Annotated in this window: 15 protein-coding genes; 12 read left to right on the forward strand and 3 right to left on the reverse strand. The window is 61.7% G+C overall.

Annotated features, from left to right (window positions below):
- Nucleotides 1-6 precede the first annotated feature (6 nt).
- From SFUM_RS19580 to SFUM_RS19620, 9 genes are all read left to right on the forward strand, one after another.
- Nucleotides 7-480, forward strand: a complete 474-nt coding sequence (locus tag SFUM_RS19580; protein WP_011367844.1) for a DUF669 domain-containing protein — start codon at nucleotides 7-9, stop codon at nucleotides 478-480.
- Complete coding sequence (locus tag SFUM_RS19585) at nucleotides 480-962, forward strand: ERCC4 domain-containing protein (protein WP_011367843.1); 483 nt, start codon at nucleotides 480-482, stop codon at nucleotides 960-962. The genes SFUM_RS19580 and SFUM_RS19585 overlap by 1 nt, the downstream gene beginning before the upstream one ends.
- Nucleotides 914-3142, forward strand: a complete 2229-nt coding sequence (gene recD2 / locus SFUM_RS19590; protein ID WP_041441088.1) for an SF1B family DNA helicase RecD2 — start codon at nucleotides 914-916, stop codon at nucleotides 3140-3142. Before SFUM_RS19585 ends, recD2 begins: the two co-directional genes overlap by 49 nt.
- Entirely contained in the window at nucleotides 3139-6450 is a 3312-nt protein-coding gene (locus SFUM_RS19595; protein WP_011700581.1) for a CHC2 zinc finger domain-containing protein, read from the forward strand. The genes recD2 and SFUM_RS19595 overlap by 4 nt, the downstream gene beginning before the upstream one ends.
- Before the next feature lie 93 nt (nucleotides 6451-6543).
- The gene (locus tag SFUM_RS19600; protein WP_011700582.1) at nucleotides 6544-7890 is read left to right on the forward strand and encodes an AAA family ATPase; all 1347 of its coding nucleotides are present in this window, start codon (nucleotides 6544-6546) and stop codon (nucleotides 7888-7890) included.
- On the forward strand, nucleotides 7890-8486 hold the full coding sequence (locus SFUM_RS19605) for an RloB family protein (protein WP_011700583.1): 597 nt from the start codon (nucleotides 7890-7892) through the stop codon (nucleotides 8484-8486). Before SFUM_RS19600 ends, SFUM_RS19605 begins: the two co-directional genes overlap by 1 nt.
- 491 nt (nucleotides 8487-8977) lie before the next feature.
- Nucleotides 8978-9748, forward strand: coding sequence for a hypothetical protein (locus tag SFUM_RS19610; RefSeq protein ID WP_011700584.1), 771 nt, complete (start codon nucleotides 8978-8980; stop codon nucleotides 9746-9748).
- A gap of 3 nt (nucleotides 9749-9751) precedes the next feature.
- On the forward strand, nucleotides 9752-10030 hold the full coding sequence (locus tag SFUM_RS19615; RefSeq protein ID WP_011700585.1) for a hypothetical protein: 279 nt from the start codon (nucleotides 9752-9754) through the stop codon (nucleotides 10028-10030).
- A gap of 157 nt (nucleotides 10031-10187) precedes the next feature.
- Nucleotides 10188-10688: a hypothetical protein gene (locus SFUM_RS19620; protein ID WP_011700586.1), complete on the forward strand. Its 501-nt coding sequence runs from the start codon at nucleotides 10188-10190 to the stop codon at nucleotides 10686-10688.
- Between the two features lie 600 nt (nucleotides 10689-11288).
- On the opposite strand, the gene SFUM_RS19625 is transcribed toward SFUM_RS19620, so the two are convergent.
- From SFUM_RS19625 to SFUM_RS19635, 3 genes are read right to left on the reverse strand one after another with little or no spacing between them, the layout of a single operon-like run.
- A complete protein-coding gene (locus SFUM_RS19625) occupies nucleotides 11289-12203 on the reverse strand; it encodes a tyrosine-type recombinase/integrase (RefSeq protein WP_011700587.1) in 915 nt (304 codons plus the stop codon).
- Entirely contained in the window at nucleotides 12184-12558 is a 375-nt protein-coding gene (locus SFUM_RS19630; RefSeq protein WP_011700588.1) for a hypothetical protein, read from the reverse strand. The genes SFUM_RS19625 and SFUM_RS19630 overlap by 20 nt, the downstream gene beginning before the upstream one ends.
- Nucleotides 12559-12591: 33 nt before the next feature.
- Complete coding sequence (locus tag SFUM_RS19635) at nucleotides 12592-12786, reverse strand: hypothetical protein (RefSeq protein ID WP_011366959.1); 195 nt, start codon at nucleotides 12784-12786, stop codon at nucleotides 12592-12594.
- A gap of 140 nt (nucleotides 12787-12926) precedes the next feature.
- Here SFUM_RS19635 and SFUM_RS19640 point away from each other — a divergent pair, with 140 nt between their 5' ends.
- Genes SFUM_RS19640 through SFUM_RS19650 form a run of 3 tightly spaced genes read left to right on the forward strand, consistent with a single transcriptional unit; the run spans nucleotide 12927 to nucleotide 14997 of the window.
- On the forward strand, nucleotides 12927-13199 hold the full coding sequence (locus SFUM_RS19640; RefSeq protein WP_011367832.1) for a hypothetical protein: 273 nt from the start codon (nucleotides 12927-12929) through the stop codon (nucleotides 13197-13199).
- Nucleotides 13196-13474, forward strand: coding sequence for a hypothetical protein (locus tag SFUM_RS19645; protein ID WP_011366961.1), 279 nt, complete (start codon nucleotides 13196-13198; stop codon nucleotides 13472-13474). Before SFUM_RS19640 ends, SFUM_RS19645 begins: the two co-directional genes overlap by 4 nt.
- Nucleotides 13474-14997 (forward strand): terminase large subunit domain-containing protein, encoded by a 1524-nt coding sequence (locus tag SFUM_RS19650; protein WP_011700589.1) that lies wholly within the window; start codon nucleotides 13474-13476, stop codon nucleotides 14995-14997. The genes SFUM_RS19645 and SFUM_RS19650 overlap by 1 nt, the downstream gene beginning before the upstream one ends.
- The last annotated feature ends 22 nt before the right edge of the window (nucleotides 14998-15019 follow it).

Here is a 15019-nt window from a genome sequence, read left to right on the forward strand (position 1 = left end):
CCGACCATGGAACACTACGAAAACCAATCCAACAGCAACCTCGACCTGGCGCAGTTTGATGACGCCTTCGAAACAGCCGAAGTCGAGGAGCGTGAGTTCGAGGCCGTCCCCGACGGCAAGTACCAGGTCAACGTCGACCGGGTCGAACTGACCCGCGCCCAGACTTCGGGCAATCCCATGCTCAAGTGGACCCTGCGCATTCTTGCGCCGACCCACAAGGGCCGTCTGCTCTGGCGCAACAACGTCATGGCCAGTAACGAGAACATCAAATGGCTCAAGCAGGACCTCTACACCTGCGGGCTGCAGCTTCAGAAGCTCTCCGACCTGCCGGGCCACCTCGAGCAGCTTCTCAACATCAAGCTGGAGGTGACCAAACGCACTCGCGGTGAAAACGAGAACATCTACTTCAACCGTCGCATTGTCATGGCCGACGATGCCGGGGCTCCCGGCGCGGCGATGGACGACATGATCCCGTTCTGATGATGGACCGGATCACCGTTGTCGTCGACACCCGCGAACAGGAGCCCTACAGCTTCGATACAGACAAGGTTTCGGCAGTTCGCAAAGCGCTGCCCGCCGGTGATTACTCACTGGTCGGCCTCGAGGAACGGGTGGCGGTGGAGCGTAAATCCCTGACGGATTTCGTCTCCACCGTCATCCGGGGGCGAAAGCGGTTCCACCGCGAGCTGGAAAAGCTCTCTGCCTACGAATCCGCCTGCGTGGTTGTCGAGTGCAACTTTCGCGATCTGGTCGATGGCCGCTACCGCAGCGATGCCCACCCGCACGCGCTGATCGGAACGGTCGCCTCCATCGTCGTCGACTTCGGTGTCCCCGTCTACTTCTGCTCGGACCGGCAGGCCGCCTGCCGTTTTGTCGAGGAGTACCTGACACGTTTTCACCGGAGGATCGCGAGATGTCAAAAAGAAATGAGAGTAACCCGGCGCGACTCCGGGGAAGAATAGAGCGCGTTTACTATGCCGGACCCAAGTTTTCCGCAGGCCGACTGCTCACCCCGACCGGTGAGGAGGTCCAGTTCGCGGGCAATTTGTTCGCCCGGGAAAATCAGCCTGTGGTCCTGCTCGGGTCGTGGGCCACCCATCCCAAATACGGCCGTCAGTTCAAGGTCGACGGGATGGAGCACGACCTCGAACTCGATCCGGAGGGGCTGATCCACTATCTGGCCAACCATCCGGAGATCAAGGGCATTGGTCCGGGCAAGGCCAGATTGATCGTCGAGAGTTTCGGCGACGCCTTTGAAGAAACCCTTCTGAACGACCCCGAGCGCATCGCGCTCAAAGCTCGGCTGCCCTTGGATGCTGCCCGGCGGCTGCGTGACGAATGGTTGAAGAACCGCAGCGTCAACGCCGTCATGGCCTGGTTGTCGGCATTCGGCCTGACCCATCATCAGGTCACCACTCTGGTCGAAAGACTCGGCGGCAACTGCCTCGATATCCTGAAGGAAGACCCGTACATCCTCATTCGGGAGATCCGGGGATTCGGCTTCAAGAAGGTCGACAAGATTGCCCGCAAGCTGGGCACCCCCAAGGACCATACCCCTCGTATCCGGGCCGGGTTGAATTTCTGCGTCCGAGAAGCCCTGGACAATGGCCACTGCTGGATCGAATACGAGGATCTGGTGGACCAGGCCAATCTGCTGCTGGTCATGGATGCCCTGGACAGCCGGGTCCGTATCGAAAGCGCCCTCGACGCGCTCATCGAAGAACAGGCGCTTGCCTGCGATTCCCACGGCGAACGTTTCGTGGTCGCTCTGCCGGAGATCGTCCGCATGGAGCAGGAGCTGGCCTCGTTGTTCGGACAGGCCGAAACACCCAACCCGCATTTCCAGTCCGTCAAGAAACTCGATGCCCTGATTCGGCGCTGCGCATCAACGCTGAACGAGAAGCAGCTCGAAGCGGTGCGCTCGGCCCTCCAGCACAGCATCAGCCTGATCTCGGGTGGAGCCGGTTCGGGCAAGAGTTACACCATTTCGGTCATCAACACCATCTGCGAGGAGAGCGATCTGGAGGTCGTGCTCGCCGCGCCGACCGGCAAGGCGGCCAAGCGCCTGGAGGAAGTCAGCGGTCGCAGCGGCACCACCATCCACCGTCTGCTCGGCTATGACGGCAAGGGTTTCTCGCGCAGCATGGAGAACCCCATCGATGCCGATGTCCTGGTGGTCGACGAGTTTTCGATGGTCGATGTGCCGTTGGCCTGGCACCTGTTCGAGGCGGTCGATCTGTCGCGGACCACGGTGCTGCTGGTCGGGGACCACAACCAGCTTCCGCCGGTGGGACCAGGGAACATCCTGCGCGATCTGATCCAGACACGCGCCATCCCCACGGTCATCCTCGACAAGGTCGTGCGTCAGGCTGGCGTCCTCAAGGAGAACTGCACCGCCGTTCTCAAGGGCGAGGTGCGCAAGACCAGCGAGGCGTCGGTGGCCGGATGCCGGGATTGGTATCTGGTGGATCAGTTCACCGACCCGATGGCGGCACGCTCGTTCCTGCTGGAGTTGTTTCAGGAGCGGCTCGATGCCCTGGGTTTCGACATCATCAAGGACGTGCAGGTGCTGACGCCGACCCACAAGGGGCCACTCGGCACCAAGGAATTGAATGAGGAACTGCAGCGGCTCATCCAGCGCAAGCTCTGGAACACCGAGGTGCCGCCGGTCGCCTTGGGCCGCCGCGCCCCGTTTCTCAAGCACGACAAGGTCATCCAGACCCGGAACAATTACGACCTGAACGTGATGAACGGTGCCATCGGCTATGTGGTCGATGTTCTCGCGAACGGCACTCTGGTCATCGACTTCGACGGCATGCCGGTGGAACTGGAGAAAGGGTCGCCCGACCTGCAGGATCTACAGCTCGCCTATGCGCTCACCATCCACAAAACTCAGGGTTCCGAGTTCCCCTGCGCTGTGGTGGTGGTTCACAAGGCGCATTCCTTCATGCACCACCGCAATCTGCTCTACACCGGGGTGACCCGCGCCCGGCGCACCGCCATTGTTCTGGGTGATCACTGGGGCATCCAGAACTGCGCCAAGCGATGCCAGGTGGATGACCGCCGGACCTTTCTGCCCCTGTTTCTGGACGCCGCCCAGCACGAGGAAGCCGATTTCGCCCGTATCGCGGAGGCCGAATGAGCATGGGCGGAACGGATAACGTCAGGGAGTATTACCGGCTCGTCACCGAGATGGACATCGGTGACGTGGCCCGGGAACTCCTGCCGGGACGGATCACCCAGGAGACCGGCCAGCGCTTGATGTGCGACTGCCCCAACCATCAGAGCCAGTCGCGCCTGTCGCTGCACGTGATGCTCGACAAGCAGGGCTGGTACTGCTTCGGCTGCGGGGTTGGCGGCGATGTGCTGCAGCTCGTGGAGTTCATTCAGACGGGCTCGGTCACCGCCGGGCAATCGGGTCCGATGCCGGACAGCCACCGCCAGGCCCGGGACTATCTCGCCAAAAAGGCGGGCTTGCCGCCACTGTCGCGCTATGGCCTGAGCCAGGAGCGTCTGGCTCAGACGGAGGCGGACCGCGCCTTCGAGCTGCGGGTCAAGGACGCGCTGACGGCGCTGGCCAGGCTTTACCACGCCAGACTCAAGGAGTCGCCGGAGGTCCTCGACTGGCTGAAATCAAAATATGCCCTGAGCGAGAAAACCATCGACGATCTCCTGATCGGCTATGCGGACAACGCGTCCGGCGCGGTCGCCCAACTGACCGGAGGTGAAGACGGCTTCTCCAAGCGAGAGCTCGCCGCCACCGGCGCTTTCAGGCCCACCAGCCAGGACGGGCTGACGCCATTTTTCGAGCGCCGCATCGTCTTTCCTTACTGGAGCCGTGGCCGGGTGGTGTTCATGATCGGCCGCAAGACGCCGTGGACCCCGGACGTGGGCTGGGAGCAAGGGAAATACAAGAAGCTGCCGGTTCACGACGAGCACCAGCGGCCCTACGTCGCCGACTTCATCAACAACGCGCTGCTGTTCAACGAGGACTGTCTGCTGGCAAGGCCCGGCAAGGTCATCATCACCGAGGGGGTGACCGATTGCCTGGCGCTGATGCAACTGGGACTGCCCACCGTGTCGCCGGTCACCGTCCGCATCCGGGCCGCCGATTGGGAGCGCCTGATCCCCAAGCTGCGCGGCGTCGAAACCGTCTACATCTGCCAGGACAACGAACTTTCCCAGGCCGGTCTCAAGGGGGCGCTGCAAACCGCCCGCACCCTGGCCGAACACAAGATCGACACCCGTCTGGTAACGCTGCCTCTGTCGGAGACACAAATCTCGGCCCGGCAGGAGCTGACCGAACGCTTCGGCCTGACGGCGAGCGTGGGGCCGAAGGAGCTGGCCAAGCTGCTGGCGGGACGGCCCGCCGAAGAGATTCAGGCGGCCGAGGCGCTTCTCGCCACCGCCAAGATCGACGTCAACGATTACATTGCCGCCGGGCATACCCGGGAGGATTTCGAACGTCTGCTCGCCGAAGCCAGCACGCCCATCGAGTTCGGCGTGCGCTCGCTACCCGAGGGCGCTGAAGAGGAGGAACGCAACCGCCTGCTCGAACCGATCCTTGGAGAGATTTCCGAGCAGTCGCCGCTGGAACAGGCCCGTCTGCTGAAGCTGGTGCAGGAGCGCATCGGCGGTGGTGTTTCCATGGCCACCCTGAAGGAACAGATCCGCGCCATCCAGAAGGACCGCAAGGTAGAGTTCCGCAACGAAAAGAAGAAGGCCAAGCGGATGTCCGGCGCGATGCCCGGATCATGCCGCGCCCGGGTCGACGAGGTGCTGATCGACACGGAGCTGGAGAACGGAGCTCCTGATTACACCCTGGCCGCCGAGGCCGCCTACGACTGGTTCAACGCCAACGGTGCCCAGTTCTTTCACACCCTGCAGGGCGAGCCGTTCATGTATTTCGATAACGCCATCTATTGGATGGATTCGCCGGACCGGGGCCGCAAGCGCCACTACGCGGCCATGCTCTACAAGCACACGGGCATGGTGCCGACCACGGGCGGCGGACGGACATTTTTCGAGGTGCTGCCCAGTCTGGCCATGATCCGTGGCCAGGTGCGCGACCATTTCTCCTGGCTGCACACCGATGTGGCCTCCTACACCGTCTATTTCAATCTGAACAATCCGGAGCACGAGATCGCCAAGATCACCCCGGACGAGATTCAGATCATGAAAAACGGCGGCAACGAGGATGGCATCATCCTGGACGGCTCGCGGAAGATGAAGCCGCTGAAATTCCTGCCCGACGCCGACCTCGAAGAGGCGGACCGGCTCCTGGTCGATCTGCTGGTGGGCAACATGACCTGTCCGCAGGGGGATCGCTTTCTCATCCTTTCCTGGCTCTCCTGCTTCCTGCTGATCGATTTCGCCGGGACGCGGCCCATGACCCGCTTCGAGGGCTCGGCCGGATCGGGCAAGACTACCGCCAGCAAGATCACGTCGACGCTGCTTTACGGCGAGCCCCAGCACAAGAAGGCCACCGACGCGGCGAACTACACCGATGGCTCGCAGAACCCGCTCATCGTCCTCGACAACATCGAGGTCAAGCAGATGACCGAGGACCTGACCACCTTCATGCTGACCAGCATCACCGGCATCGCCAAGGAGAAACGCAAGAGCGGCACCGACAGCGAGACCATCACGGAGCGGACCAAATGCCTGCTGAACACCACCGGCATCGAGCCGCTGTGCGGGGAGCTTTCGGAGATCCTGTCGAGGTCCTTCGTCATCAACTTCGACCTCGCCAACCAGGCCAGCGACTGTTTTCTGGAATCGGAGGTCATCTCCGCCATCCAGCAGAACCGGGATCTGATCATCTCGGCCATCATGAAGCGGACCAGCCATGTGCTGGCGATGATCCGGGACGGAGCCCAGAAGCAGGTCATGCGCCTGCTGCACCGAACCATGCCGACCCATGGCAAACGCCGGTGCAACGACTATCTGAGCCTGATGTACCTGATGATGCTGGCCGGGTCCGAGGAACACGAGGTGACCACCGGACTCGAGGAGCTGAGCCCACTGTTCATCGAGCAGATCCATTCCATCAACGACACCAGCCAGGAGATGGCGCGGGAGTCGAACCCCATCGCAACGGCGCTGGCGTCACTATTTCACGCTTATCGGAACGCGGTGGAGCTGGACGAGAAGGCCCGCTACGGCGAGGACGACCGGGCAAACCACGTCGTCGGGTTCATCGAACGCTACCAGGTGAGGTTCGAGAACGAGAACACCATGGAACCGGTATCGGCGGGACGGCTGCTCGCGGCGCTGCGTAGGGTCGGCCGGGAATTCAACCTCGAGTTCGAATACAAAAAACCCGCCCAGCTCGGTCGGCGCATCAGCAACGACCTGGACGTCATCCGGGACGCCGGGTTCGACATCGACCGGCAGCGCAACGCCCACACCAAGAACTTCGAGTACCGCATCGGTTGCAGAGGTGTTTAACGAGACATTTTCTCTTTTAGATTGACTTTCAGGCCGCCAATGCCTATATTAAAGGCATGATAAAGCGAATATTTCACTTTAGGAGGCGGTAAGATGATAGTCAGTTTCTCACTCGAAAACTGGATGTCCTTCCGCAACCAGGTCACATTTTCGATGGTCGCCAGCAGGGAGCGCCAGCATGGAGACAGGGTTCCCAAGCTCGGCAAGTACCAGACGAGAGTTCTTCCGGTTGCGGCAATTTACGGCGGCAACGCGTCGGGCAAGACCAACTTTTTCAAGGCCCTGAGTTTCGCCAAGGCGCTGGTCGTCAAGGGTACCCAGCCCGACAGCCTGATTCCTGTCGAGCCGTTCCGGCTGGACGCCAAGGTGGCCGATCAGCCGTCACGGTTTGGCTTCGAGCTGCTGATCGATGAGATCATTTACGAGTTCAGCTTCGCGGTGACTCGCAAGGCGATTTTGGAAGAGAAGCTGGTGGCCATTACAAGCACCAGTGAAAAGGTGCTCTACCACCGTCGGGAAGGAAAGCCCAACTTCGATGATTCCCTGGCCAAGGACCAGTTCCTCCAGTTCGCTTTCAAAGGGACCCGGGACAACCAACTCTTCCTGACCAACTCGGTCTCCCAGAAGGTCGACAATTTCCGGCCGGTCTACGACTGGTTCAAGGACACGCTCGAGCTGGTCGCGCCCGATTCCCGCTTCGAACCTTTCGAGCAATTCCTCGACGAGGGGCATCCGCTCTACTCCACCATGAACGAGATGCTGCCGCAGCTCGACACCGGCATCGCGCACCTGGGTGGCGAGGAGATCCCCTTCGAAAACATTCCGCTGCCCGAGCCGCTGAAGACCAAGCTGCAGGAAGACGTGAAGGAAGGCATGACCGTTCGTCTGCTGACCGAGCCGATCAACGAACGGTTCGTGGTGACCCGCAAAGGTGGCGAGCTGATCGCCAAGAAGCTGGTGACCTATCATCCAAAGGCGGACGGCACTGAAGCCAAGTTCGAGATCCGTCAGGAGTCCGACGGCTCGCAGCGGGTGATCGATCTGCTGCCCGCGTTTCTTGAGCTCTCGGCCCAGGTCTCGAAGAAGGTCTACGTGATCGACGAGGTCGACCGCAGCCTGCACACGCTGCTGACACGCAGATTGCTCGAGGCGTACCTGGCCAACTGCTCCACGGAAACCAGAACGCAATTGCTGCTGACCACCCATGACGTGCTGCTCATGGATCAGCAACTCCTGCGCCGTGACGAGATGTGGGTCGCCGAAAGAGACGCCACCGGAGCCTCGAACCTGCTCTCCTTCAGCGAGTACAAGGATGTCCGGTATGACAAGGATATCCGCAAAAGCTACCTGCAGGGGCGACTGGGTGGGATTCCCCGGATTCTCTTGGGAGGCGCTTTGACCAATCCCTGCCTCACCGAGGAAAATGAGGGGGATGACTGATGCCCCCGAAGAGACGCAAATTCCAGAGACCCATTGGCGAGCGTCGCTACCGCAAACTGTTCGTGATCGCGGTGGAAGGCGTGAAGACCGAGCCGCAGTATTTCGCCATCTTCAATGACCAGCAATCGGTAATCCGGGTGAACTGCCTCAAAGGCAGCCACGATAGCTCTCCTCCGCAGGTACTGAAGCGGATGGAAGATCATCTCCGGCAGGAGGAGCTGAGATCGTCCGACGAGGCCTGGCTCGTGGTGGACAAGGATCAGTGGACCGACGAACAGTTGGACCAGCTTCGTGACTGGGCTCAGGCACGCGACAATTACGGCTTCGCCCTCAGCAATCCCAAGTTCGAATACTGGCTGCTGCTCCACTTCGAGGATGGCACCGGCATCGCATCGTCACGGGATTGCAGCGACCGGCTGAAGCGGCACCTTCCCGGTTACGACAAGGGGATCGACGCACGCAAGATCACCCGCGACCGGATCGATGAAGCCATCCACCGCGCCAGGCTGCGCGACAATCCTCCCTGCGCTGACTGGCCACGCGCCCTTGGCGGCACCACGGTTTACAAGCTGGTCGAAAACATTCTCCAGGTCTGAACCCCAATCGGTTCGCCCTCCCAATCATCCAGGACGCTCTCGGGCGTCCTTTTCTTTTGCGGTGGTGCGGTGAACACCGCTGTCCCTTGCGGTGGATGACCACCGCACGCCAAACCCTTACCAGACAAGGCTTTCATGGCCTTTGCGGTGGATGCGGTGGTAAATCCAGAGGTCTCACCCCCTATGGGCTGAAATATTTTTTCTACCTTCCAGCCTGGCATCCCACGCCAGGGAAATTCCGGCCCAGCGTGAGAGACATTCCCAAAATACCACCGCAACCACCGCACTCTATCTTCTCTTTCTTCATAACTATCGAAAAACAATAAACAAACAACGCACCACCCCCTGCGGTGGGACGAGAAAACCCTCCACCGCACGACCACCGCAGCCACCGCACATATCCACCGCAGCTATTGGTCACCGACGGTTTCAGGGCTGCTCCGGTAAGTAACGGGAAAAGCGATTAACCCGTATTTCTGGAGCCCGAAGCCATGAGCCTTCTGAAAACCATGATCAAGCACACCGCTGGAGGACAGGACGCCTCGGCCGGATGTGAAGTCCCATTATTACCACCGCAACCACCGCAGCCCGCCATCTATGTCTCCACCGGGCTCGACGTCCACGAGATCGAGGACGCCAGTGACTGGCCTGAAGACAGGGAGGTCAACGGAACGCTGTGTCGCCGTCTGTCGCCTGAATACTTTGCTTGGCTACGTTCCCGCATGGTCACCGCCCAAGCCGCGCACAAGGCCGGAAAGCTCCCCGAGGATGCCTGGAACACGCTGCGGCAGAGGTTCAACGCCCTGCAGGAGCTGGCCATCCGGGAGTTCGGCAAGGAAAGCCTTCAAGAGGTCCTGCAGTCCTTTTCTCCAAAGAACTATCAACCACCCGCGCTTCGTCCCGAGCCCCAGGAGAAACCCGTCGAAGTTCCCAGAAAGGACTGGATTTATCCCGGGAACCAAGCTTGGAAATGTAAGCAGCCGGTGACTTCCCAGGCTGTCGCCAAGGTCGACGCCATCCGTGAGGAGGCCATGGCCAAGGGCTGGTCCGAGGCACGCCTCTATCGGAACCAGGGCCGCTTCCGGTTTCCCTGCGGCGAGGACTACGGCCTGGTCTGCTTCGTCGATGGCGATCAGGAGATTGGCGAGGTCACCGAGCGTTCTATCGAAATTATCCACGGGCCGAAGTCCGGGCGTCCTAGCACGCTGCGGTTCTACAACCCGGACGTGCCGCAGCCGTGGATGAAGAAAGTGGAGGATTGAGCCGTGAAGAAAAAGAAACGCTACGCCAACGCCAAGGATGTCCTGCCCGAGGAACTCTTCGAGCAGATCCAGAAGCACTACACCGGGATTCTCTGGGTCCCGGCACCGAGCCGCTTTTACCAGGAGCGCCGCGACCTGGTGCTTGCCCTTCATCTGCAGGGGATCAGCAGCCAGGAGATCTCCAACCTCGCTGGAGTGACCACCCGCCGGGTCAACCAGATCATCGCCGCCGAACGAAAAAACTGCCAGGAGCAGTTTTTCGCGCCAGCCCCGGAGGGGTGAGCCCCAGGGATGGGGCGAACAAAACAGGACCGGGACCGACAGTTGGCCGCCGCTTCCGGTAAGTAACCCCTGAACCGGCGGGAGCGCGTTTGGAGGCTAAATCGGCCTCCCGCCCCGCATCCCGGCTTGGGAAAACAATATTCGGCAGGATTTCCACGTGGCACTGAACAAACCGGACAAAGAGACGCTGGACCGCTGGCACCGCAACGAGGGCAAGACCGAACCGCCCCGGCGCGGGCCTGGTGCGCCCGAGGGCAACCAGAACCGGCTGCGTCACGGCATCTTCGCCGACCGATGTCTGACGCCGGAAGAGAAGGTCATGTTCGACGCGATCATCGACCGCCTGAACCAGGACTTCGAGTTCAACAAGTCCAGCGACTTCCTGCAGGTGGAGCTGGTGGGCGTCTACTCGGTGAAGCTGGTCCGCGCCCAGATCGAGGGAAACACGGACGCCGCCGAAAAACTCGACCGGATGATCCGCTGCCACATGAAGGATCTCAAGACCACCAAGATCGCCCGCGAGGGTGAGGAGCCGAAAGGCCCGCAGACCTCTCCGGCGGAATGGGCGGCGGCGCTGCTTGAGAAGGTGGCCGAGGCCGCCAACGTCCCGGGCACGAAACCCTCCGGCCGCAAGAAACGCGGAAAGAATTGCGGATAACACCATGGAGGGCTTTTCCGATGACCCCGGCACACGGCGACTTGCAGCAGACAGCTTCACCAGGAATTGCGGATAAGACGTGTTCCTTGCACTTTCGGAATCGGCAATCTCCGGCTGCCGATCATCATTTTCACTCCTTGATTTTTTCCTGCGACTCTCGATATCCGCTTGGCATGTGTGCGCATAAGCCGAGCCGCATAAGCCAAGTAGATATTGGCATGTTCACGCCGGGGCTCTCTCACACAACCCAAGTAAATATGGGCATATCGTGCTCCAGGCAGAACCGGCCAAGCCCCGCACACAGCCATTCCTTCGGCAGCGGCCCTCGCACATGCCAAGCAGATATTGCCATGTGTGTTCCGCGCCGAGAGCGCACAAGCCAAGCAGTTATAGCCATGTGCGGCCGACAGACAGAAAAGGAGAAATTCCGGTCAATCGATATTTCCCGCTCCACCCGAGAGGCTGAGAACCATCGTCATGATCATTCATCATCGGCGGATGTGTTCTTTTGCGGGCACTGTCATTCACTGTCTTCGACACTGTCTCGCCCAACGAAAACAGGAGCAGCCGAGGCCGCTCCCATCGTCGGGTCCGGAAGGATCAAAGGCGTTCGAGGGCTTCCTCGAGCTGACCGTCCACGAGGTGGGTGTAGATCTGGGTGGTGGACACGTCCCGGTGCCCCAAGGCCCGCTGCACCACGAGCAGGTCGTTGGTCGCGCCGTAGAGGTGGGTGGCGAAGGTATGCCGCAGCCCGTGCGGCGTCAGTTCCTTCTCGATCCCGGCCTTCCGCAGCCAGTGGGCGAGCCGGTTGGCAATCTGCCGCTGGCAGAGTCTGCCGTCCCGGTTCGACAGGAACAGGGCTTCCATTTCCGGGCGGCCGTGTCGACGTCGCTCGGCCAGGTAACGGCGCAGCAATGTGCGGAGGTCGGTCTTGATGAACTTGACCTGCGGCACATTCCCCTTGGCCCGCACCCGCAGATGCTTGGCGTCGAGGTCGATGTCATCCATGTCGAGCGCGGCCAGCTCGCCAAGCCTGATCCCGGTGCCCAGCAGCACCTCGATCATGGCGCGGTCGCGCAGCGCGGAGAAGTCGGTCCTTCCCTTGAGTTCCTTGAGCAGTCGTTTCTTTTCGGCGGTGGTCAGGAAAACCGGCAGCTTTCTCGGCAGTCGCTGCATGCGGATGGACCGGGCCGGATTGTCATCGACCACGCCCACTTCGACGGCCCAGGCGAAAAAAGCCCGCACCGCCGCCTTCATCCGATGGAGCGAGGCCGCCGAGCGTGGGCCGCGCTCACTCTCGGTGACCGCCCCAGCGGAGAACACCTGGTCGAGGAATCCTGCCGTGACCGCCCGACAGACGATACCCGGGGCCAGCTCCCCGGCAACGCGGGCCACCAGGGCGAGGTCCCGGCGGTATGCGGCTATGGTCGCAGTGGCGCGTCCTTCGGCGGACAGGCGGGCACAGAACGCCTCTGTCGCGCCCGTCAGGTCGAGGTCAGCCGTTCGGTTGCTCATCGCTGGACTCCTTCACCCGGCTGTGGCCCATGGGTGTGCTCTTGGGCAGCGGCAGCTCCTCGATGCGCCCCGACTCCCTGGCCCAGACCATCATCATGCGGAACACCCGGACGGTCTTGGCGACGGTGCGTTCAGCCCGCTCCTTGCCGTCGGGGAGTTTGAGCAGCAGGTCCGACTTGTAGAACTTGCCGACCTGGGGGAGCCGGATCTCGGCGAGCTGGCGATCCGCGCCGAAGAAGGACTCAACCACGTCGAGATCCTTCCGGTAGGTGTAGAGGGTCCGCTCTTTCTTTCCGGATTCCCGCAGGTAGCCGATGAAAGCCTCGGCGGCTTGATGCACGGTGCATTCGGTCATGTCGATGTCTCCTTTGTCGGTGGCCCGGTGTGTTCAGGACAGGAACTCGTCCAGCTCCCGCAGCAGTTCCTCGACGTGGCCGAGGGAACCGACGCTTGCCCAGGTGATGTCCGGCTGCTTCGCGTCCGCTTCGAGCTTGCCGCGAATGCCCTCTATCAGCCGGGCGATGTTCTCCTGCTTTTCTCGGTACGCCTTGAGTGCCTGCTGGCGGTTTCTGTCGTAGGTCATGGCCTGCCTCCGGTTCCGGTTTTCGTGGATGCGGGACCATCCCGCGTCACATCCAATGACGCTTCTATTTCATTGGAAATCAAGTGTTTGCAGAGATCTTTCTGCATGTGCCCCAAACCCATAACCCAAAGGAGATCAACATGTTGAAGAAGACCCTCGAATGGACCATCCCGCTGGCCCTGGCCGGGATCATGACCGGCTGCGCCACCTACCGGCCTCCGGCCCAGATCCAGTCGGCGGTGGCCACCGTCAACCGCCACACGCCCGAGTACGTGACCGAGGCCAACAAGGCGCTGCGCGAGGTCGGCCACCCGGACGCCGAGCGCCTGACCGGAGTCGGTCTGCGTCTGCAGACCGCCGTGGACGCCCTTGACCAGTGGGCCAACGGCGCGAACCAGGAGGCAGGCCAATGAAAGAGATCCTTCAGGAAAACAGCGATGCCGTTCGCCAGGCCGGTGAGGCCCTGGTTGAAATCGGCACCGAACTGGCGGCGGGACGGATCGAGAACGCCCTCGGCCGTCTGGAAGCGGCCCAGCAGCAGTACCGGGCCTGGGCGGAGTTGGACCAGGCCATCATCGACATTCAGGAGGCTGTCCACGACCGGAAGAACACCCTGGCCGTGCAGCAGATCCTGACGGAACTGGTGGGCACCATCCTCGGCAGCGCCTTGAGGACGGGAATGCACTGATGGCGGTAACCGACAAGGAGCGCAAACTCGCGGCGACCCTGAGCGATCCCGTGTTGTGGGGGCAAGCCTACCTCTACAACCGGGATGGCTCAGGCCGCGACTACTGGCCGCACCAGGTGGAGGACCTGCGCTGCCCGGCCAAGAACATCATCCACCTCGACGGCCGGGACGTGGGAAAGTCCATCGTGCTCTCGACCGACGCGCTCCATTACGCCTTCACCACCCGGGGCGGCCAGGGCCTCATCGCGGCTCCGCACCAGGGGCACCTCGACACCATCATCGAGGAGATCGAGTTCCAGCTCGACAGCAACCCGGATCTGATGAACAGCATCGCCCTGACCAAGTACGGCAAGCCCAAGATCCACCGCAAACCCTACTTCCGGCTGGAGTTCACCAACGGTTCGGTGCTCTATTTCCGCCCGGCCGGGGCTTATGGCGACGCCTTCCGGTCCCTGCACGTGGGCCGCGTCTGGGTCGATGAAGGAGCCTGGCTGACCGAACGGGCCTGGAAGGCGCTGCGCCAGTGCCTCAAGGCCGGGGGGACGCTACGCATCTACTCCACGCCCAACGGCCTGCGCGACACCACCTATTACCGGCTCACCTCGTCGGACCAGTTCCATGTGTTCCGCTGGCCGTCCTGGCTCAACCCCCTGTGGACCGAGGATCGCGAGGCCGAACTGCTGGAGTTCTACGGCGGCCGCGACAGCTCCGGCTGGCAGCACGAGGTGGCCGGTGAACACGGCAAGCCCTCCTATGGGGCCTTCAATGTCGAACAGTTCAACCTCTGTCGGCAGGATCTGCTGGAGTACCAGAAGATCGTCATCACCGATTCCGAGCTGCGCGATTGCGACACCGAGGAAGCGGCCCACGACCGGCTGGAGATGCTGCTCAACCTCACTCCCCGCAGCGGGCAGTTCTGGGTCGGCGGCGACTTGGGCTACACCAACGACCCCACCGAGATCGTCGTATTCCAGGAGACGGAAATCGGCGAGCGGACGCTGCTGAAGATGATCCTGCGCGTCCATCTCGAACACGTATCCTATCCGCACATCGCCCAGATCATCGCGCTGCTGGAGCGTTACTACACCCCGGCGGGCATCGGCGTGGATAATGGCGGCAACGGTCTGGCCGTGGTTCAGGAGCTGCTCACCCTGGACAAGTACAAAGGGCTGGAGCTGGAAGGCAGGCTCAAGGGATACGACTTCGGCGGCATGACCCGGCTGGCGGTGCGGGACGGCAAGGAAATCAAGAAACGGACCAAGGAGCTGATGACCAGCCTCATCAACGGGGCGCTGCAACGCAAGCAGCTCATTTTCCCCTCGGACGACCTAGAGGTGGAAGACCAGTTCACCACCCACACCTACACCCTGCGGGACGGCAAGATCATCTATTCCAAGGGCAACGACCACATCATCGACGCGGTGCGCTGCGCCATGCTGATCCGGGAGGAAGGCAACCTCGACCCGGTCGGTGAAGAGGTGGTCTCCCTCAAGCCGGTGCTCACCAATCCGGTCTTCATCTGACCGCATCCTCCGACGCTTTCCA

It is taken from the genome of Syntrophobacter fumaroxidans MPOB, from assembly GCF_000014965.1.
GTDB lineage: Bacteria > Desulfobacterota > Syntrophobacteria > Syntrophobacterales > Syntrophobacteraceae > Syntrophobacter > Syntrophobacter fumaroxidans.

What these genes read in the sequence shown, in the direction of transcription:
- SFUM_RS19580 (WP_011367844.1), top strand. Translation starts at nt 7, where the DNA reads ATGGAACACTACGAAAACCAATCCAACAGCAACCTCGACCTGGCGCAG.
- SFUM_RS19585 (WP_011367843.1), top strand. Translation starts at nt 480, where the DNA reads ATGATGGACCGGATCACCGTTGTCGTCGACACCCGCGAACAGGAGCCC.
- recD2 (WP_041441088.1), top strand. Translation starts at nt 914, where the DNA reads ATGTCAAAAAGAAATGAGAGTAACCCGGCGCGACTCCGGGGAAGAATA.
- SFUM_RS19595 (WP_011700581.1), top strand. Translation starts at nt 3,139, where the DNA reads ATGAGCATGGGCGGAACGGATAACGTCAGGGAGTATTACCGGCTCGTC.
- SFUM_RS19600 (WP_011700582.1), top strand. Translation starts at nt 6,544, where the DNA reads ATGATAGTCAGTTTCTCACTCGAAAACTGGATGTCCTTCCGCAACCAG.
- SFUM_RS19605 (WP_011700583.1), top strand. Translation starts at nt 7,890, where the DNA reads ATGCCCCCGAAGAGACGCAAATTCCAGAGACCCATTGGCGAGCGTCGC.
- SFUM_RS19610 (WP_011700584.1), top strand. Translation starts at nt 8,978, where the DNA reads ATGAGCCTTCTGAAAACCATGATCAAGCACACCGCTGGAGGACAGGAC.
- SFUM_RS19625 (WP_011700587.1), bottom strand. Translation starts at nt 12,203, where the DNA reads ATGAGCAACCGAACGGCTGACCTCGACCTGACGGGCGCGACAGAGGCG.
- SFUM_RS19630 (WP_011700588.1), bottom strand. Translation starts at nt 12,558, where the DNA reads ATGACCGAATGCACCGTGCATCAAGCCGCCGAGGCTTTCATCGGCTAC.
- SFUM_RS19635 (WP_011366959.1), bottom strand. Translation starts at nt 12,786, where the DNA reads ATGACCTACGACAGAAACCGCCAGCAGGCACTCAAGGCGTACCGAGAA.
- SFUM_RS19640 (WP_011367832.1), top strand. Translation starts at nt 12,927, where the DNA reads ATGTTGAAGAAGACCCTCGAATGGACCATCCCGCTGGCCCTGGCCGGG.
- SFUM_RS19645 (WP_011366961.1), top strand. Translation starts at nt 13,196, where the DNA reads ATGAAAGAGATCCTTCAGGAAAACAGCGATGCCGTTCGCCAGGCCGGT.
- SFUM_RS19650 (WP_011700589.1), top strand. Translation starts at nt 13,474, where the DNA reads ATGGCGGTAACCGACAAGGAGCGCAAACTCGCGGCGACCCTGAGCGAT.